Source organism: Niveibacterium terrae, assembly GCF_048213115.1.
GTDB lineage: Bacteria > Pseudomonadota > Gammaproteobacteria > Burkholderiales > Rhodocyclaceae > Niveibacterium > Niveibacterium terrae.
On the sequence record NZ_CP172404.1, the window covers coordinates 2,939,191 to 2,956,764 of the forward strand.

A 17,574-nucleotide genomic window follows, 5' to 3' on the forward strand; every position below is an offset into this window, starting at 1 on the left:
CATACAGAATCAAGGTCGCATTCGCTTTATAAGCGTGCCATCCCTCTCACGATCAAACGCCAACTTCCACGAACTCAATATCCCATAAAACTCGTCCGACGGCATCCAGACATCCGATATCGTTTTTGAAATATCATCCAAGCCCCCGTCATTGAGAAATGCGATAAGACGAACTTGATTACCATCATCAAATTGCAGTACATGACTCCCGTCATCGAATGCCTGATCTCCATCAGGAGCCCAGACAATTCCACGCGCAGTTAGAAACTCCTCGAACTCAGAAGCAGATAGTCCACAAAAACATCTCCTCGAAACACCAACATCAAATCGAGAGGCGAGATAAGCAAAGACAATATCTTTGGGATCTCTTTCGCGAACAAATGGAACAACATGCCTGCCACGATTTGAAATCCGGTTAGCAACACCGTCATATGAGCAGGCAAGCAGTGTCGCATCAGGCGCATTGACCCCGTAAACCCTTCCATTAACGTAAATTAGAAAACACCCAAGCCCACGTTGGCTATTTTTCTCATACACCTCAGCGAGCTGAAACTCAACAGCAAATTTTGAACAATTACCGAATATCATCACAAGCATCCTACTTACCAAAAGCGCGTCGAATTTCAACCGGAACATTCTGTTCTTTAATAGGATCAACGCCTCCAGTAGAACCATTCCAGTGTAACTCACCATTACTTGACTTTGAGAAGCGATGAATAGTTCCGTCAGCATCCTTTACCCATCGAACTCCATTTTTATCTTTGATGGAATTCTGAAACAGCTCCTCAGCATTTTCCGGCTCAGGACTAATTGAATTAGGGTGATGTTTTGGATTGGTTACTCGCTTTGTTTTATCGTCATCAGGTGGAGGGGATGCACTAGAGCCAGCTCCACTGTCCGCACCCTTTAGCGCCTCCCCGTCCCCGCTCTTCTTTTCTTCCCCATCCGCCTGCTGGCTCGCGCTGGCAATCAGGTAAACCTCGTAACCGATAAAGGCTCCAACCCCCAAACCAACAACAGCGCAGGAGATCGGCGTTTTGCATCCCCATTGCAGAACAGTAAGCGCCGTTCTACCTGCCGGCGTCACCAGAACGCGCCCAACAAGGGCCGCGGCCGCCATTCCCGCCCCTATGGTTTGCGCAACATTTGAGGCATTCCCACCGCGCCTCCCAACAACCTCTACTTTTTCGATTTCACCCTCAGATTCAAACCCCGTCGGATCGGTCAGGTTCGTCGGGTTGTTCCAGACGTAGCTATAGCGGTTGTAACTCTGACTGTCCTCCGGCGACTGGATGTAGGGGTCGGCGCTCACGAAACGGGCCGTCAGCGGATCATAGACCCGGCCATTCATGTGCACCAGATCGACGCTGTCGAGCATCTCGTGCCCGGTGAAGCCGCGATCGTCGGTGACTCCGTCCAGGCTGTCCGGCGTCGCGGATCCGTCCAGCGCGCGCCGCTTGCCCCAGGCGTCGTAGGCGAGCTTCTCGCGCAGCGTGCCATCCTCGGCCGATAGCGCGACAACCGAACCGAGCCTGTCCGTGTGCGTCCAGTTGAGCTGCGTTGCGGCGCCCGGCCGGTCGATTTCGACGCCCAGCCCGGAGGGCCAGTAGGTCTTGACCGTCAGCGCACCGGAGCGGTTCTCGACTTCCATCGCCCCGGCGTAATAGACGATCGTGCCGTCGCTCTTCGTCTGCTTACTCCGCTGGTGCTCGGGCCCGTAGGCAAACTCGATCCAGCTGTCGCCCTTGGTGATCCGCCTCGGATAGTTCGCGCTGGTCCAGCTCAACGTGCGCCCGCCGCCCGAGATCAGGTTGCCGTCCGCGTCGTAGCTGAACGATCCCACTCCGGCGATGCTGCTGACCGCGTGCGGACCCACGGCGCCGCTTCCCGGCGTCGGATAGGTGTAGCCGCCGTTGCCGACCCCTGTCTTGCTGGTCAGGTTGCCAATCGCATCGAAGGCGAAGACCTGCTCGGCCTGCCCCGCCACCTGAGCGCTCACGAGGCGGTTCAGCGCGTCGTAGCCGAAGGTCTCGGCAAAACCGCCCGCATCCCAGTACTGGGAGCGGGAGCTCACGTTGCCCAGCACGTCGTACTGGTAAGCCTCCTGCAGGCGGGCCGTGCCGTCGGCAGTGGTCAGCGCCGCTGAGCCCAGACGTCCCGTCGTTGCACTGAAGATGCGGCTATCGGTCAGGCCGCTGCCGAGCAGGGACTGGGTGACGCGGTTCGCCGCATCCTGGCCACTCACCCGCCACAGGCTGATACCGTTGCGCTCGATGCTCTCGAGATAGCCGGTGCCGTTGTAATGGCGGATGTAACGCTTGGCCGCATCGCTTCCCCGCTGCTCGCTCGTCGCCGACAGCCGCCCCCAGGCGTCGTATTCGTTCGTTGCGACATAGCTCGTGTCGAGCCAGGTCGTCGTACTGGCCGGGCGACCATACGCGTCATAGGCGCTGAGCTGGCGGTAATCCTTCGCACTCGCGGGCCCCGTATAGGATTCAGCCAGGCGACCCACGCCCTTCGCCGCGGTGTCGAACACCCAATGGCTTTCCAGATCCGGCTCGTAGCGGTCGGTCAGGCGCCCCAGCGCATCGAAACTCTGCAGGGTGGCCGTACCCGCCGCGCGCTGCCGCGGCGTGACCTGGCGCCAGACCTGCCCAAGCGGGTCCACGTCGTAGTGAATCCAGCCCCCCCCCTGATCGAATGCTTGCACGCACCGATGCGGCAGCGCCCAGCAGCCTGTGGATCTAGTTGCGCCGGGAAGCGGGATCGGGCGTTTCACCGTCCTCGCCGGGATCCGGTGAGTCGCAGGGAACCCGGTAGGTTTCGGACGCCCAGGCGCCCAGATCGATCAACTTGCAGCGCTCGCTGCAGAACGGACGATAGCGGCTCTCAGGCGTCCATTCGACCGGTTTGCCGCAGGTCGGGCATTTGACGGTTCGGCTCATATCAGAGGTTGCAGAAAGCCAGTTCAAAGGCGATGTCGGCGGCAGTCTGCCGCGGCCGGGCAACGCTCTCGGCGCCGACAAAACGCACGTTCAGCGCGTACTTGTTCGCGCTGATCTCGGGGACCGACGCGACCTCGTCAGCGACACGCACGCGCAGCATCTGCGCCGAGCGCCCTCCCATCATCATCTGGTACTGACCGCGCAGCGCGGTCAGGCTCTCGGTGCGTCCGCTCGCGCGCAACAGCCTCAGCACGATGGTCAGACCTTCGCGGATCGGCGCCATCGGAGCGAGCCAGCCGGTCAGCTCGCGCTGGCGTTCTGCGAGCGGGCGGTGACGCCAGTAGTGATAGGAAGGCAGATCGAACTCGCAGACGCCGCCAGGAATATTGGCGCGGCTGCGGATGTTCATCAGCCATTCGTTCTCGCGCACATACTGGCCGACCTTTCCAGCCATCGCGAGCAGATCCGAGCTCGCCTGTTCGATCTCGTAGAGCGCTCCGGACAGAGCTTCTTCGGAGATGTCGGGGTTTTCGCGGAAGGAGAGCAGGATCTGCCGCTGACGCTCGAGTTCCTGGACCAGATCGACTTTCAGGTCGGCCCGGCCAGCCACTTCGAGGATTTCGAACAGCGTGATCAGCGCGACGTGGTGCTCGTAAGCGCCGTCGGCATTGATGAAGTGCGAGGCTTTTCCGAACAGGTCTTCCAGCCGCAGCAGCGTGCGAATGCGCTCATTCAGCGGATATTCGTAAGTGATCACTGCGCGCAATCCGGTGCCGGGTTCGAGAAAGTTAAAATGCGAAATCCGAAAACAGCTTCAAATCATAACAGGGAACGCGCGCCTGTACCGACCTGTGTACCGGCAAGGCGCCGATAAAGCGCATCGAGCGGGGGCAACTGTTGCTTCAGGGTAGCAAGGCTGCCGCCATTTTCTATCACGTCGTTGGCCGCGGCCAACCTCGCCGCGCGGCTGGCCTGGGCCGCGATCACCGCGCGCACCGCCGCCTCGGAGAGACCGTTGCGCGCGATGACCCGCTCGATCTGAACCGATTCGGGACAGTCGACGACCGCAATCCGGTCGCACAGGCTCCGATAGTGTCCGGTTTCGATCAGCAGCGGCACGACCAGCAGCGCATAAGGGCCATGTGCCGCCGCGAGCCGCGCCGCGCATTCGTGGCGGATCAGCGGGTGGAGGATCGCTTCGAGATCGCGGCGGGCCGCCGACTCCGCAAACACCCGCTCGCGCATCGCGCGCCGATCGAGCGCGCCGTCCCTGGTAAGCATTCCGGCGCCGAACTGCGCGGCGATCGCCTCGATCGCGGCACCGCCCGGCCCGGTCAGCTCATGGGAAATCCGGTCCGCATCGACGATGACGGCGCCCAGAGCCTCGAACTCGTCGGCAACGACGCTCTTTCCACAGCCGATTCCGCCGGTCAGGCCCACCGTGAACATGTCAGCGCTTCGCGGGCGTGCAGCTTGTGTGCGTGCCCGGAAAGCGGCTCTGGCTGGTAAAGGCGCTCAGCGAATTGCCCGCCCCGCTCACTTCGACCTTGATCTGGGAAGCTTCGCGGGTCGAAATTCGCGCCGTCTGCACCCCCGAAGCCTTGAGCTGTTCGAGCATCCGCTTTGCCGAATCCTCGTTCTTGTACAGCCCCAGCGAGATCGCGTTCTGATTCGGACCCGCGTCGTTGACGATGAAGAAATCGGTCACGCCCAGGCTGCGCAGTTCGGCCGCTTTGCGCTCGGCTCCCGCGCGATCGCTCTGCGCCGGCAGGTGAACCCACCAGGCGGACGGAGTCCCCGCGTTGGAGAGCAGGCTCTTCAGGCCGGCGCTGCGTGCCCGCTGGACGATCTCGTCGGCCTGGGCCCGGCTCAGCCCGGCCCAGCTCGCACACGCAGGCGCCGCAGCGAGCTTTTTCGCTTCCTCAGCCTTACGGTTTTCGGCGAGCTTCTTCTGCTCTTCCTCTTTCTTGAGTTCGGCTGCCTTCTTCGCCTCCTCCGCTTTTCTGGCCTCTTCGCTCTTCTGGGCCTCCGCGGCCTTTTTAGCCTCGGCCTTCTTGGCTTCGGCGCTCTCGCCCGAATCGTTCGCTACATCGGCTTGCGCCGGCGCGGAGTCGCTCGCGGACTCGGCAGGAGCGGGCTCCGCGGACGAGTCTTCCGGGGAAGACTGAGCCAGGATGCGGATCTGTTCGGGGTGGAGCTGACTGGACAGACGCTCGGGCTCGCCGCCCGGAGCGCGCGAGAAGCCCCCCAGGGACACAAAGACCAAGACCAGATTGGCCAGCAGGAGGAGATAGAAAAGGGCGCGCAGTACTTTCATGGTCGCCGATTATCCCTCAGATCAGCACCGCGGAGTCAGCCCGTCGCCCGGCGAGGCGGGCCAGCACGCGCTCGGCGGCGCAGACGCCGCGCGAATGCGCTTCCTCGCACAGCGAAAAACCCGACACGTCGGCATGGGCGAACTGCAGATCGGGCAAGCCGGCCGCGAACCAGTGCCGGCCAGCCGAAGTCAGGAAACCCGGAACGGGTCGGGCCATCGCATGTCCATGGCGGACCAGATCGATGCGCTCGACGTGGCGAAGCAGATCCGGATAGACCGGCGCGAGATCGTCGGCGATCATTCCGATCCAGTGCTCGCGCGGCAGCATCAGCATCTTCATCCGCGCCATGCTCGCCGGCTCGCTGGCGAACGCGTGATACCAGGTCCAGACGCTGGGAGCGGCACGCAGCGCGAAGCGCTGGTGGTTTGCGACGACATAGCCGAGCGACGCGCTGCGATAGAGCACGTTGTCCCAGGCCAACTCGACGCCGCCCGCCTCTTCGGGGCTGGACTTCATCGAGAGCTGGGCCAGCAGCCATGGCGCGTATTCAACGCTGCGCGCGTAGTTCAGGGCCGGATCGGGCAGGCCCTGGATCAGATGGGCGGCAAGAAAAAGCGGCGACGCCCAGATCACCGCGCGCGCCTCGACGCGCCGCGCCACGCCGCCCGAAGCCGGAGCGAGCCAGGCCTCCCAGCCGGTGCGGGTGCGCTGCAGCCGGGTCACCGCGGTGGCGCAGCGAAGCCGCTCCGCCAGAGGATCCGCCAGACCCCGCGCGATCCAGCCATTGCCTCCGGGCGAGGTCAGCACGGTATCGAGCGAGGCGCCCTCGGCCTCGCCGTCGCGACAGGCAAAGTAGTGCAGTCCGGCCCAGGCCGAGACCCGGTCCGCCGAGGTGCCATAGTCATCGCGGCAGGCATAGTCGGCATGCCAGAGCAACGCCTCGCAGTCGAAACCTTCGCGGAGCAACCATTCGCGAAAGCTCAGACGGTCGAGTGCGACGAGATCGGCCTCGCTGGACGAAAGCGCCATCGGCAGCGCGAAAGGCTTGCGCGCCGCCCTGATCCCGCGCATCTGCCCGACCTTCGCGAAGAAGCGGTGGATCTGCTCGCGTTCGCGGGCGCTGAGTCCGGCTTCGGGAACCAGCCCCTCCTGCCAGAGCCCGTTCAGGAAGAGCCGCTCCTGGGGCGCGGCGCAGAGCAGCGCTTCGTCGAAGACGGGCTTTGCCGCGAAAGGGTCGCCGCGCAGCGCGCCCAGATCGGCGAGCAGAAGCCGCAGCGTCCGCGATTCGAGCGTTGGCAGAGGCAGGTAATGGGCAGCGAGCGGAAAAGCCGAGATCGCATTCGCGCCGGAACGCGAGTTGCCGCCCGGCTCGGGCTGCAACTCGGCGACGAGAAAATCGTCGAAACCGCCACGTCTGAGCCACCAGGCCGCGGACAGACCGCCGATTCCGGCCCCGACGATCAGCACGCCGACGCGCTCGCTCGCCCCCTCGGGCTTGCGCGCTGCGTCCCGCAGACGGTGACCGACAAGCGGATCAGGCCCCAGGAAAGCGCCGGGCGGCAGACTCGCCGGCGGCCTGGCGCAACCGGCGAGCGGAGCGAGCGCGCAAGCGCCGAGGAACTGACGTCTGTCCATGGCCTATGCGCGCCCGGGCGGCAGAAAAATCAGAACAGGTAGTTGAACTGCACGCCGAGCATATCCACCGAGCCCGAGTACTGCCCGACCAGAGTGCCGCGGGACGCCGCATTGGTCGTGTTGATACCCCCCGGGTTGTAGTCGGCGTGGTAACCGTTCTCGGCGATGTCGGTGTTCTTCATGAAGATGTGCGTGTAGCCGGTATCGACCGAGACGTGCGGCGTGAGCTTGTAGTTGAAGCCAAAGGACAGCCAGACGCGATCGGTATCCGGCAGGCGCGGTGTCCGGTAGGCGGCGCGAATCGGCGACTGGTCGTAACCGAGGCCGGCGCGCAGCTTCAGGTCCTGATTCCACTGATAACCACCGCCCAGCGCGACCCGCCAGGTGTCCTTCCAGTTGTAGTAGGAGCTCGAGAGCAGAGAGCCACTGTCGCGGTAGATATCGAGCGAACGCAGCGAGGACCAGCCGGTCCAGGACGCATCGGCGAGCAGCGACCAGCGTTCATCGAGCTGCTGGAAGGCCGAAATCGTCCACGATTCGGGCAGCTTCACTTCGACCGAAACCGGACCGCTGGCCGCCTGGGCGCGGATCGCCGCGTTCAGACCGCTCGCGATCGCGGCGCCGTTGGGCACCGAGGACGGCAGCGAGACATCCGGATAGGTGAAACTGACGCTTCCGGTCAGCTTGTGTTTGATCGCCGAGCGATAGCTGACGCCGACTCGCGTCGTCTCGGAGAGCTGGGCCGCAATGCCGACGTTCCAGCCCCAGGCATTGGAGCTGCCCGAAACCGACGAGACCCCGTCCTGGTTGCTGAGCAGCCCGGCCGAACAGAGCGCCGCGACGCTCGCATTCGCGCACATTGCGGCGCCGAAGTTTACGGCCTGGCTCAGCTCGGCGGTGAAGCGCTGATAGTTGAGCCCGGCGCCGACCGCGATCTTGTCGTTGATCCGCCACGCGAAGGACGGATTGACGTTCTCGGTCTTCAGGTCGGACAGCAAGGCCTGATAGCGCCCAGCCCAGCCGTTTTCATATTCGGTCTTCAGACCGAAAGGCGCACCGACGCTCAAGCCGAGCGAGAAATCCTTGGACAGCGCATAGGCGAGGTGTCCGGCAGGCACATAGGAATACGGACCGGCATCGCCACCGTTGCCGCCCAGCGACGCGTTGTTCGCGGCCGTGCTGCCCCGGTTATCGAAATTCGCGGTCGGCTTGACGATATCGACGCCGAGGCTGACCTGACGCGGATTCGCCATGAAGACCATCGCAGCCGGATTGAAGTAGGCGGTGCTGGCGTCCTCTGCCGCGGCGGCCGAACCGGCGAACGCATTGCCGATTCCGGAAGCGTTCTGCTCGTAGAGCTGGAAAGCGCTGGCGAACGCCGAACCGGTCGCGGCGCAGCCGAGCAGCGCGGCGACGAGACGGGCGATTTGCGTTTTCTTCATGGGGTCAGTTTTCCTCTCGATATGCTTTTCATACCCGTTGCTACGGGTTTGTACGCTTCCCGCGCTGCAGCCCGGGGGGGCTCTCAGCGGGATTCAGGTGGGACTTCGCGCTTGCCGCCTTCGGTGTTGACGGCAACATAGGTCAGCTGGGCTTCGGTCACCTTGACGGTCCGCGGGGCGTGCGGATCGCGTTCGGCATAGACGTGGACATCGACCGTGATCGACGTGCGTCCGACCTTGACCACATCAGCGTAGAAGCTGAGCAGATCGCCGACGCTGACCGGCTGCTTGAAGATCACCGAATTGACCGCAACGGTCACGACTCGCCCCTGGGCGCGGCGCACGGCGGGAACCGAGCCCGCCAGGTCGATGTGGGCCATGATCCAACCGCCGAACACATCCCCCGCGCCATTGAGATCCCTGGGCAAGGGGATGATGCGCAGCGCGGGCTGTTTCTCGGAGAGATGGGGCAGGAAGTCGTCGTCCATTCGGATCGGAAGCGTTGATTTAATGAAAGAATCCGTCCGGTTCTGAGCGGATTGGGGGCGCAGCTTACGCCAACACCCCGCCCTTCTGCATCTGTCAAGGCAGACTTCTCCCGGCTCAAGCCTCGATCAGACTGAGCCAGCGTTCGATGGGCTGCCACTGCAGTCTGTCCTTGCCGACCCGGGCCACCGGGACATCGAACAGCGTCATCCCGTGCGCGGCGAGCTGGACGTAATTCTGCGTATCGCGCAGATGGGTCAGGACTGGCAGGCCCAGACTGTCGAGAAAGCGCTGCAGGTCGCCAGCCGAATGGGTGCGCGGATCGACTCTCATGCCGATCAGCGCGATCTGAGTGCCGCGGGCCGCTTTGAGTTCCGCCAGATCGTCGAGAAAGGCACGCGTTGCACGCATGTCGAAGACCGACGCCTGAAGCGGAACCAGGATCGCGTCGGCGCGCTTCAGGAGCCCCTTGAGCTTGTCGCCGTGCAGCCCGGCCGGAGTGTCGATGACCGCATGAGTCGTGCCTTTCGGAGGCCGCGCCGGTTTGCCCGGATCGAGATCCCAGCTCGCGATCCGGGGCAGCTCGCGCGGACGCAGCGCGAGCCAGTCGCGCGCCGACTGCTGGCGGTCGACATCGCCGAGCATGACCCGGGTCGAGCCGTCTTCCCGCCCCCGGCTGGCGAGACAGCCCGCCAGATTGATCGCCAAAGTCGTCTTGCCGACTCCGCCTTTCGGATTGGCCACCATCAGAACCCGCATCCGCACCTCCTCGTCAGACCCGCAGCATAAACGCGAAGCCTCGCTCCCGTCCCGGGCAAGGCCCTGATAAAATTGATTATTTTTTTGATATCGAACCGGATGACTTGCCACCTCTGCCTGATTCGCCACGGCGAAACCGACTGGAACCTCGCCCGCAGGATGCAGGGGCACATCGATATCGCGCTCAACGCCCGGGGCCAGGCCCAGGCCAGAGCGCTGGCGAAGAGTCTGACCGGGCAGAGCTTTTCCGCGATCTATGCGAGCGACCTCGCGCGAGCCAGGGAGACCGCCAGCGTGAGCGCGCAGGAGCTGGGCCTCGCGGTCACCACCGAGCCTTTGTTGCGCGAGCGCCACTATGGCGACTTCCAGGGCCGCACCTACGAGGAATCGCGCCAGGCATTCCCCGAAGCCTATGAGCGCTTCATCGCCCGCGATGTCGATGCCGACTTCCCGGGCGGAGGCGAGAGCCTGACGATCTTCTTTGCGCGGGTGCGCGCCGCGCTGGAAGCCATCGCTGCGCGCCATTCCGGCAGTCATGTGCTCGTCGTGACCCATGGCGGAGTGCTGGACATGGCGCACCGGCTCGCCTCGCATCTGCCGCTCGAGCAGAGGAGGAATTTCGCGATCGGCAACGCGACCGTGAACTGGATGCGCCGTGAGCAGGGCTCGTGGCGGATAGAGACCTGGGACGGGCGCGCGCACCTCGACAATTCGCAGGACGAGCTGCCCGGCTGATGCGCGCAACACCCGCCAAAATGCCGGCAACTGCATGATAGAATTCGACTTTGAACCCACTCGTAGCGAATACCATGTTCCCGAAGCAGACCCTTGCACAAGCCGACGCCGAACTCTGGGCCGCAATCGAAGCCGAGAATCGCCGCCAGGAAGACCACATCGAGCTGATCGCGTCTGAAAACTACGTCAGCCGCCCGGTCATGGAAGCCCAGGGCTCCCAGCTGACCAACAAGTACGCCGAAGGCTATCCGGGCAAACGCTACTACGGTGGCTGCGAGCACGTCGACGTCGTCGAACAGATCGCGATCGACCGCCTGAAGAAGATCTTCGGCGCCGACGCCGCGAACGTTCAGCCGAACTCCGGCTCGCAGGCCAACCAGGCCGTGCTGATGGCTTTCGCGAAACCCGGCGACACGATCATGGGCATGAGCCTCGCCGAAGGCGGTCACCTGACCCACGGCATGCCGCTGAACCTGTCGGGCAAGTGGTTCAATGTCGTCGCCTACGGCCTGAACGCGAAGGAAGAGATCGACTACGACGCGATGGAACGGCTCGCGCACGAGCACAAGCCGAAGATCATCGTCGCCGGCGCCTCGGCCTATTCGCTGCGCATCGACTTCGAACGCTTCGCAAAGGTTGCGAAAGCGGTCGGCGCGATCTTCTGGGTCGACATGGCCCACTATGCCGGCCTGATCGCTGCGGGCGTCTACCCGAACCCTGTTCCTCACGCCGATGTCGTCACCTCGACGACGCACAAGACGCTGCGCGGTCCGCGCGGCGGCGTGATCTTGATGAAGGCTGAGCACGAGAAGGCGATCAATTCGGCGATCTTCCCCGGCCTGCAAGGCGGCCCGCTCGAACACGTGATCGCAGCCAAGGCCGTCGCATTCAAGGAAGCGCTCTCGCCCGAGTTCAAGGTCTATCAGCAACAGGTCGTCGACAACGCCCGGGTTCTGGCCCGTGTTCTCGCTGAAGAGCGCGGTCTGCGCATCATCTCCGGCCGCACCGAAAGCCACGTCTTCCTGCTCGATCTGCGCGCGAAGAAGATCACCGGCAAGGAAGCCGAAGCGGCTCTGGGGCGCGCGCACATCACCGTCAACAAGAACTCGATCCCCAACGATCCGGAAAAGCCTTTCGTGACCAGCGGCATCCGGATCGGTTCACCGGCGATGACGACCCGCGGTTTCACCGAGATCGAAGCCGAACGCGTCGCCCACCTGATCGCCGACGTGCTCGACGCACCGAACGACGAGGCGGTGCTGACCCGCGTGCGCAATGAGGTCGCCGCGCTGTGCAAGAAATTCCCGGTCTATGGTGTCTGAGCCCACGCTCGACCACCCGGAGTGCATGCGGTGAAACACCGCATGCCAGCTGCGCCCCGCTTCGCCGGGGCGCTGTCGTATCCAGCGGAGCCTGAACGCCCATGAAATGCCCGTTTTGCGGCACCCCATCGACCCAGGTCACCGACACCCGGGAAAACGACGAAGGCAATATCGTCAGACGCCGCCGCCGCTGCCTCTCCTGCGACAAACGCTTCACAACCTATGAGCGGATCGAGCTGAAGATGCCCCAGGTCGTCAAGAAGAACGGCAGCCGCAGCGAATTCGAGCGCGAGAAGATCCTCGCCAGCATGAAGCTCGCGCTGCGCAAGAGGCCGGTCACCGCCGAGAGCGTCGACGAAGCGCTCGACCGGATAGAGAGCACGCTGCTCGCGCTGGGCGAACGCGAAGTCGCCAGCGAACAGATCGGGGCTCTGGTCATGCAGGAGCTCAGGCGCCTGGACAAGGTCGCCTATATCCGCTTCGCTTCGGTCTATCGCAACTTCGAAGACGCGAAAGAGTTCTCCGAAGTGATCCGTGAGCTCAAGCCTCCGCGCGCGCCCCGTCGCGAACCGCAGATCTGAAACCAATGCCCTTCACGAGCCTCGATCACGCGATGATGGCCAGAGCGCTGCAGCTCGCCGAAAACGCGCGTGGCGTGTCGACGCCCAACCCCAACGTCGGCTGCGTCATCGTGCGCGGCGGCGAAATCCTCGGCGAGGGCTGGACCCAGAAGGCCGGCAGCAACCACGCCGAAATCCAGGCTCTGCGCGATGCGCGCGAGCGCGGCCACGGCACCGTCGGCGCGACCGCCTATGTGACGCTGGAGCCCTGCTCGCACTTCGGCCGCACTCCGCCCTGCGCCGACGCGCTGATCGCTTCCGGCGTCACACGCGTCGTCGCGGCGCTGACGGACCCGAATCCTCTGGTCGCCGGCCAGGGCCTCGCGCGCCTGGCGAACGCCGGAATCGCCGTCGAATCCGGTCTGATGGAGAGCGCCGCGCGCGCGTCGCTGGCCGGATTTCTGAGCCGGATGGAACGCGGTCGCCCCTGGGTCAGGGTCAAGATCGCCGCATCCGCTGACGGCCGCACGGCCCTGGCGAACGGCGAGAGCCAGTGGATCACCGGTGCGGCCGCGCGGCGCGACGTCCACCGCCTGCGCGCGCGCAGCTGCGCGGTGCTGACCGGAATCGGCACCGTGCTCGCCGACGACCCTCAGCTCACCGCGCGCGACATCGGTTCGGTCCCTCAACCACGACGCATCGTCGTCGACACCGATCTGCGCACGCCGACCGACGCGCGTGTGCTCGCCGGAGGCGGCTGCTGGATCGCCTGCTCGACCGAGGCCTTGCAGAGTCCGGTCGCCGCGGCACTGCACAGCGAAGGCGCGGAATTGCTCGCGACGCCGCGCGCCGCCGGAAAGCTCGATCTCGCCGCGCTGCTCGATGAACTGGGCCGGCGCGGCATCAACGAGCTGATGGTCGAAGCCGGAGCCACGCTGTCGGGAGCGGTCATCGCATCAGGCCTCGCCGACGAGATCGTGCTCTACGTCGCGCCCTGCCTGATGGGCGATGCCTCGCGCGGACTCGCCAGCCTGCCCGCCTTCACGGCGATGGCACAAATCCCCCGCTTCGCCTTCCACGAAGTCCGCCGCATCGGCGAAGACCTCCGCCTGATCCTTCGCCCTCAGGCCTGAGCACAGGCCAAACAGCCGGGATCGCGCGGGTAGCGCATCTCGCGCCAGCGCATCGCGAGCGCGTCGAGCAGCAAGAGCCGACCGGCGAGCACCTCGCCGCAGCCGGCGAGCAGCTTCAGCGCCTCGGCCGCCTGCGTCGCACCGATGATTCCGGTCAGCGGCGCGAACACTCCGGTCACCGCGCAGCGCAATTCCTCGACCGCCTCACCTTCCGGAAAAAGGCACTGGTAGCAGGCCGACGCCGGATCCCGCAGATCGAAAACACTGACCTGGCCCTCAAAGCGGATCGCCGCGCCCGAAACCAGAGGCTTGCGGTGCAGCACGCAGGCGCGGTTCACCGCATAACGGGTCGCGAAATTGTCCGAGCAGTCGAGCACCAGATCGGCGTCTTCGACTTCGCGCTCCAGCTCGTCCCCGGCCAGCCGAGCGGCGATGGGCCTGAGCAGGATTTCCGGGTTGATCGCAGCGAGCGCGAGGCGGGCCGATTCGACTTTGGCCATGCCGACCCGCTCATCGACATGAAGGATCTGCCGCTGCAGATTGGAGAGTTCTACCGCATCGCCATCGGCCAGCACCAGCGTGCCGACTCCGGCGCTGGCGAGGTAGAGCGCAGCCGGAGAGCCGAGGCCTCCGGCACCGACGACCAGAACGCGAGAAGATGCGATGGCCTGCTGACCCGCGATATCGATCTCGGGCAGCAGCAGGTGACGGGAATAGCGCAGCAGTTGCTGATCGTTCATGGGTATCGATGAAAACGGCGCGGAGACCGCGCCGGCGAAATGAAAGACCGCTCTCGTTCAGCGGAACTCGCGCAGATCCTCGGGCGTGTCGTCGTGGTCGCCGTGGGGGTGGTGGGCCCAGGCCTGGACATAGACTTCGTTCGACTGCTTGATCAGTCGCTCGGGCGAGCGCAGGTTGTGCAGCTGGGTCTCCTCGCTGTAGCGCCAAAAAGCCCTCAGAAGCCGGAAGTGCAGCGAATCGTCGAGCAGAAAACCCATCGCAGCGAGCTGTTCGCAGATCTCCTCGAAGGAGGTGCGCTCGATCGAGTAGCTGATCCACAGGCTCAAGCCGTCCCGGCCGCTCGCCTCGACCGCCAGATGGGACTGGCCGAGCAGACGCTCGCGCGCGGCCTCGACCTGCCCTTCGGGCGCGTGCTGAAACTTCAGCAGATGCCGCTTGCGCAGCGTCTGCGGCTCGCAGTCGGGTTCGTGCGGGCGATGGTTGCGCCCAGCCATCCGATAGGTTTTCTCGCGTTCCAGCATGCCGGCCTCCTCAAAGATGCGCCGGCGCGCACTCAGCGGTTTCTCTGGGCGATCTGCATTCCCTTGAGCACGTTGAGCGCCTGCGCCAGCTGATGGTCGTTCTTGCCACCCAGTTCAAAAGGAGCGATCGCTTCCGGTCCTTCCTCGGGAGCCAGCGGCGCGGCCTTGATGGCCGGCCGGCTCGCCGCGGCGCCTGGAACGTTCAGGTGATTTTCGAGGTCGGCTTCGCGGATCAGCGCGTAATTGCCGGACGGCGTGTCATTGACCAGGATGTCGGGCGCGATGCCCTTGGCCTGGATCGAGCGGCCGCTCGGCGTGTAGTAGCGTGCGGTCGTCAGCTTGATCGCGGCGTTACCGCCCAGCGCGAGGATGCTCTGCACCGAGCCCTTGCCGAAAGTCTGGGTTCCGACGATGACACCGCGCTTGTTGTCCTGAAGCGCGCCGGCGACGATCTCGGAAGCCGATGCGCTCGCGCCATTGACCAGCACGACCAGAGGCATGGTCTTGATGTCGGCGGGCAGGCTCTTCAGAAAGTCATCGCGATTGCCGCGCAGATAGTCGTCAGGCGACGCATAGAACTTGTGCCGGGAATCCTCGGTGCGACCGTCGGTCGAGACGACCAGAGCCTTGGCCGGCAGGAAGGCGCCCGAAACTCCGACCGCCGCATGGAGCAGACCACCCGGATCGTTACGCAGATCGAGAATGATCGCCTTCATGCCCTGCTTTTCGAGCTTGCCGAGTTCGTGCGTCAGAGCCGACGCGGTGTTCTCCTGGAACTGGGCGATCCGCAGATAGCCGACTCCCGGCTCGATCATCTTCGCCTTGACGCTCTGGACCTGGATGATCTCGCGGGTCAGCGTCAGCTCCATCGTCTTGTTCTCGCCCTTGCGCGCGATCGTCAGGCGGATCTTGGTCTTGGGCTTGCCGCGCATCTTCTTGACGGCATCGTTCAGCGACAGGCCTTTGACGACCGTATCGTCGAGCTTGATGATCAGATCGCCGGGGCGAATTCCGGCACGGAAGGCCGGAGTGTCCTCGATCGGTGAGATCACCTTGATGAAGCCGTCCTCGATGCCGACTTCGATGCCCAGGCCACCGAACTCACCCTGGGTTCCGGCCTGCAAATCCTTGTAGGCGTCGGGATCAAGGTAAGCCGAATGCGGATCGAGGCTCGAGAGCATGCCGCTGATCGCGCCATCGATCAGCTTCTTGTCATCGACCGGCTCGACGTAGCCTTGCTTGATCGCATTGAACACTTCGGCAAAGCTGCGCAGCTCCTCGACCGGGAGCGGTGAAGTCGCGTCCTTGTTGGCGCTGGCCGAGAAATTCAGACTCAGCGCGACTCCGGCGCAAAGCCCCACGAAGACCAACCCAGCCTGCTGCAGCTTGCCGCGCATTTCCCTGTCCGTTCCTAGCTCTAAAGTGGCGACAATCAGCGCCCCGCCACCCATTTGGCGGGATCCTGGGGGGCACCTCGATAACGTATTTCGAAGTATAAACCGGAATTCTCGCTGCCCCCGCTGGAGCCAACGCTGGCAATCGTTTCGCCGGCTCGCACATGCGCACCTGGTGCCTTGAACAAGGCCTCGTTGTTGCCATAGACCGTCATGTATTCGTTGCCGTGATCAATGATGATCAGGTTTCCGAATCCGCGCAACCAATCGGCATAAACAACGCGTCCGGCCGCGACCGCATGGACGTCTCCGCCCGTGGCGCGGATGAAGATGCCTTTCCACTGGCTCCCCCCCTCGGCGCGCGCCGCGCCAAAGCGACCGATCAGCTCGCCGCGCGCAGGCCACTTGAGCTTGCCCTTGAGCGCGGCAAAAGCCTCGCCGCCGACGCTGGCATCGGCCACTTCGCTGGCATGACCGCTGACCGGCTCGCTCGCCTCCTTCGCCGGGCGCGCTGGCTGAACGGCAGGCTTGGTGGGCAGCGGCCGGGCGACGGGCTGGGAAGCGACCGCTTTCGACGGGGGTTGGGCCACCGGTTTGGGCTGAGCTTTGGCCGGAGGCTGGGGTTTGGGCACCGGAGGAGGAACGGGAGGCTTGGGCGGCGGCAGGCGGGCGAGACCGCCGATCAGCAGACCCAGGCGGGTCTCGTCCTGCGTCAGCGATGCGACTTCCTTGCGCTGGACGCGCAGCTTGCCCTGCACCGAAGCGAGGACCTTGGCGCGCTTGCCCTGCTCGACGAGCAGGCGATCGTGCTCGGAGGCCTGTTCGCGCTCGAGCGCCTCCATCCTCTGGTGCTTTTGCTGCAGCCCGGCGATCAGCTTCTCGTGCTCAGCGAGCGTCGTCCGGGCGCGCTGGATTTCGGCCTGGCGCGCTTCTGCCATGCGCTCAAGATAGTAGGCGTCGCGGGCCACCTGGTTCAGGTCGTCCCCCCCCAGCAGGCGACGAGCTCCGGCCTTGCGACCGAAGACGTAATAGCGGTACAGAGTGTCGCCGAGCGCGCGGCGCTGCGAGACGAGCTGAAGACTGAGCAGATCGCGCCGCTTCTCCATCTCGGCAATCTCGGCCTCGGTATCCGAGCGCTCGGTCGAGATTTCGCGCAAGCGCTTCTGCGAAGCCGAGATCGCACGCTCGACGACCGACAGCGCATCGGCGACTTCGTTGCGGGTCGCCTCGGACTCGGCGATCTCCTGATGCAGATTGCCGATCTTGCGGTGCACATCGTCGAGATCGGCCTTCTTGCGGGCAAGTTCGGCCTTCCTGCGCTCGAACTCAACTCTTTTGCGTTCGTACTCGGCGCGTTTGCGCTCGTAGTCGGCGCTCCTGCGGTCGGCATTTTTGCGCTCGTTCGCGCCGCGCTTGCCCGGCGCAGCCGCTTTCTTGCGAACGGGCTCGCTCTTCACATGCGCGGCATCGGCCTTGTCCTGACGGGCCTCCTTGGCCTGGATCGGCGCGGCGATAAAGAAAAAGGCGAAGAGCGCCGCAGCGATCTTCGCCCCGGAGCGGAGCGTTTCGTTCACAAAGGCTAT

18 protein-coding genes are annotated in these 17,574 nt (G+C 64.3%); 4 read left to right on the plus strand and 14 right to left on the minus strand.

Annotated elements, in window-relative coordinates; genetic code table 11:
- Window positions 1-9: 9 nt before the first annotated feature.
- The 10 genes from ACHFB9_RS13625 to ACHFB9_RS13670 all read right to left on the minus strand — a co-directional run bounded on the left by ACHFB9_RS13625 (window position 10) and on the right by ACHFB9_RS13670 (window position 9,585).
- Complete coding sequence (locus ACHFB9_RS13625; protein WP_417067840.1) at window positions 10-588, minus strand: Imm42 family immunity protein; 579 nt, start codon at window positions 586-588, stop codon at window positions 10-12.
- Between the two features lie 10 nt (window positions 589-598).
- A complete protein-coding gene (locus ACHFB9_RS13630) occupies window positions 599-2,710 on the minus strand; it encodes an RHS repeat domain-containing protein (RefSeq protein WP_417071388.1) in 2,112 nt (703 codons plus the stop codon).
- A gap of 34 nt (window positions 2,711-2,744) precedes the next feature.
- Complete coding sequence (yacG, locus tag ACHFB9_RS13635) at window positions 2,745-2,945, minus strand: DNA gyrase inhibitor YacG (RefSeq protein WP_417067842.1); 201 nt, start codon at window positions 2,943-2,945, stop codon at window positions 2,745-2,747.
- A gap of 1 nt (window position 2,946) precedes the next feature.
- On the minus strand, window positions 2,947-3,702 hold the full coding sequence (gene zapD, locus ACHFB9_RS13640; protein WP_417067844.1) for a cell division protein ZapD: 756 nt from the start codon (window positions 3,700-3,702) through the stop codon (window positions 2,947-2,949).
- Between the two features lie 62 nt (window positions 3,703-3,764).
- Complete coding sequence (gene coaE / locus ACHFB9_RS13645; RefSeq protein ID WP_417067845.1) at window positions 3,765-4,394, minus strand: dephospho-CoA kinase; 630 nt, start codon at window positions 4,392-4,394, stop codon at window positions 3,765-3,767.
- Window position 4,395: 1 nt separating this feature from the next.
- On the minus strand, window positions 4,396-5,262 hold the full coding sequence (locus ACHFB9_RS13650) for an SPOR domain-containing protein (RefSeq protein WP_417067846.1): 867 nt from the start codon (window positions 5,260-5,262) through the stop codon (window positions 4,396-4,398).
- A gap of 16 nt (window positions 5,263-5,278) precedes the next feature.
- On the minus strand, window positions 5,279-6,898 hold the full coding sequence (locus ACHFB9_RS13655; RefSeq protein WP_417067848.1) for an NAD(P)-binding protein: 1,620 nt from the start codon (window positions 6,896-6,898) through the stop codon (window positions 5,279-5,281).
- A gap of 29 nt (window positions 6,899-6,927) precedes the next feature.
- Window positions 6,928-8,340, minus strand: coding sequence for an OmpP1/FadL family transporter (locus ACHFB9_RS13660; RefSeq protein ID WP_417067849.1), 1,413 nt, complete (start codon window positions 8,338-8,340; stop codon window positions 6,928-6,930).
- Window positions 8,341-8,423: 83 nt separating this feature from the next.
- On the minus strand, window positions 8,424-8,828 hold the full coding sequence (locus ACHFB9_RS13665) for an acyl-CoA thioesterase (RefSeq protein WP_417067850.1): 405 nt from the start codon (window positions 8,826-8,828) through the stop codon (window positions 8,424-8,426).
- Between the two features lie 115 nt (window positions 8,829-8,943).
- Window positions 8,944-9,585 (minus strand): AAA family ATPase, encoded by a 642-nt coding sequence (locus tag ACHFB9_RS13670; RefSeq protein WP_417067852.1) that lies wholly within the window; start codon window positions 9,583-9,585, stop codon window positions 8,944-8,946.
- A gap of 99 nt (window positions 9,586-9,684) precedes the next feature.
- On the opposite strand from ACHFB9_RS13670, the gene ACHFB9_RS13675 reads away from it, so the two are divergent.
- From ACHFB9_RS13675 to ribD, 4 genes are all read left to right on the plus strand, one after another.
- The gene (locus tag ACHFB9_RS13675) at window positions 9,685-10,320 is read left to right on the plus strand and encodes a histidine phosphatase family protein (RefSeq protein WP_417067854.1); all 636 of its coding nucleotides are present in this window, start codon (window positions 9,685-9,687) and stop codon (window positions 10,318-10,320) included.
- A gap of 74 nt (window positions 10,321-10,394) precedes the next feature.
- The gene (gene glyA / locus ACHFB9_RS13680) at window positions 10,395-11,642 is read left to right on the plus strand and encodes a serine hydroxymethyltransferase (RefSeq protein WP_417067856.1); all 1,248 of its coding nucleotides are present in this window, start codon (window positions 10,395-10,397) and stop codon (window positions 11,640-11,642) included.
- A 101-nt stretch (window positions 11,643-11,743) separates the two neighbouring features.
- Entirely contained in the window at window positions 11,744-12,223 is a 480-nt protein-coding gene (nrdR, locus tag ACHFB9_RS13685; protein ID WP_417067858.1) for a transcriptional regulator NrdR, read from the plus strand.
- 5 nt (window positions 12,224-12,228) lie between these two features.
- On the plus strand, window positions 12,229-13,335 hold the full coding sequence (gene ribD, locus ACHFB9_RS13690) for a bifunctional diaminohydroxyphosphoribosylaminopyrimidine deaminase/5-amino-6-(5-phosphoribosylamino)uracil reductase RibD (protein ID WP_417067859.1): 1,107 nt from the start codon (window positions 12,229-12,231) through the stop codon (window positions 13,333-13,335).
- On the opposite strand, the gene ACHFB9_RS13695 is transcribed toward ribD, so the two are convergent.
- The 4 genes from ACHFB9_RS13695 to ACHFB9_RS13710 are packed head-to-tail and all read right to left on the minus strand — an operon-like array spanning window position 13,326 to window position 17,565.
- The gene (locus ACHFB9_RS13695) at window positions 13,326-14,075 is read right to left on the minus strand and encodes a HesA/MoeB/ThiF family protein (protein WP_417067860.1); all 750 of its coding nucleotides are present in this window, start codon (window positions 14,073-14,075) and stop codon (window positions 13,326-13,328) included. The two genes, ribD and ACHFB9_RS13695, sit on opposite strands and share 10 nt — an antisense overlap.
- Before the next feature lie 57 nt (window positions 14,076-14,132).
- Complete coding sequence (locus ACHFB9_RS13700) at window positions 14,133-14,597, minus strand: hypothetical protein (protein ID WP_417067862.1); 465 nt, start codon at window positions 14,595-14,597, stop codon at window positions 14,133-14,135.
- Window positions 14,598-14,629: 32 nt separating this feature from the next.
- Window positions 14,630-15,994 (minus strand): S41 family peptidase, encoded by a 1,365-nt coding sequence (locus ACHFB9_RS13705; protein ID WP_417067864.1) that lies wholly within the window; start codon window positions 15,992-15,994, stop codon window positions 14,630-14,632.
- A 35-nt stretch (window positions 15,995-16,029) separates the two neighbouring features.
- Complete coding sequence (locus ACHFB9_RS13710) at window positions 16,030-17,565, minus strand: murein hydrolase activator EnvC family protein (RefSeq protein ID WP_417067865.1); 1,536 nt, start codon at window positions 17,563-17,565, stop codon at window positions 16,030-16,032.
- Window positions 17,566-17,574 lie beyond the last annotated feature (9 nt).

Coding starts and splice junctions, on each gene's coding strand:
- coaE (WP_417067845.1), bottom strand. CDS start 4,394: ATGTTCACGGTGGGCCTGACCGGCGGAATCGGCTGTGGAAAGAGCGTC.
- nrdR (WP_417067858.1), top strand. CDS start 11,744: ATGAAATGCCCGTTTTGCGGCACCCCATCGACCCAGGTCACCGACACC.
- ACHFB9_RS13660 (WP_417067849.1), bottom strand. CDS start 8,340: ATGAAGAAAACGCAAATCGCCCGTCTCGTCGCCGCGCTGCTCGGCTGC.
- ACHFB9_RS13705 (WP_417067864.1), bottom strand. CDS start 15,994: ATGCGCGGCAAGCTGCAGCAGGCTGGGTTGGTCTTCGTGGGGCTTTGC.
- ACHFB9_RS13675 (WP_417067854.1), top strand. CDS start 9,685: ATGACTTGCCACCTCTGCCTGATTCGCCACGGCGAAACCGACTGGAAC.
- ACHFB9_RS13625 (WP_417067840.1), bottom strand. CDS start 588: ATGATATTCGGTAATTGTTCAAAATTTGCTGTTGAGTTTCAGCTCGCT.
- ribD (WP_417067859.1), top strand. CDS start 12,229: ATGCCCTTCACGAGCCTCGATCACGCGATGATGGCCAGAGCGCTGCAG.
- ACHFB9_RS13665 (WP_417067850.1), bottom strand. CDS start 8,828: ATGGACGACGACTTCCTGCCCCATCTCTCCGAGAAACAGCCCGCGCTG.
- glyA (WP_417067856.1), top strand. CDS start 10,395: ATGTTCCCGAAGCAGACCCTTGCACAAGCCGACGCCGAACTCTGGGCC.
- ACHFB9_RS13670 (WP_417067852.1), bottom strand. CDS start 9,585: ATGCGGGTTCTGATGGTGGCCAATCCGAAAGGCGGAGTCGGCAAGACG.
- ACHFB9_RS13700 (WP_417067862.1), bottom strand. CDS start 14,597: ATGCTGGAACGCGAGAAAACCTATCGGATGGCTGGGCGCAACCATCGC.
- ACHFB9_RS13650 (WP_417067846.1), bottom strand. CDS start 5,262: ATGAAAGTACTGCGCGCCCTTTTCTATCTCCTCCTGCTGGCCAATCTG.
- yacG (WP_417067842.1), bottom strand. CDS start 2,945: ATGAGCCGAACCGTCAAATGCCCGACCTGCGGCAAACCGGTCGAATGG.
- ACHFB9_RS13695 (WP_417067860.1), bottom strand. CDS start 14,075: ATGAACGATCAGCAACTGCTGCGCTATTCCCGTCACCTGCTGCTGCCC.
- ACHFB9_RS13655 (WP_417067848.1), bottom strand. CDS start 6,898: ATGGACAGACGTCAGTTCCTCGGCGCTTGCGCGCTCGCTCCGCTCGCC.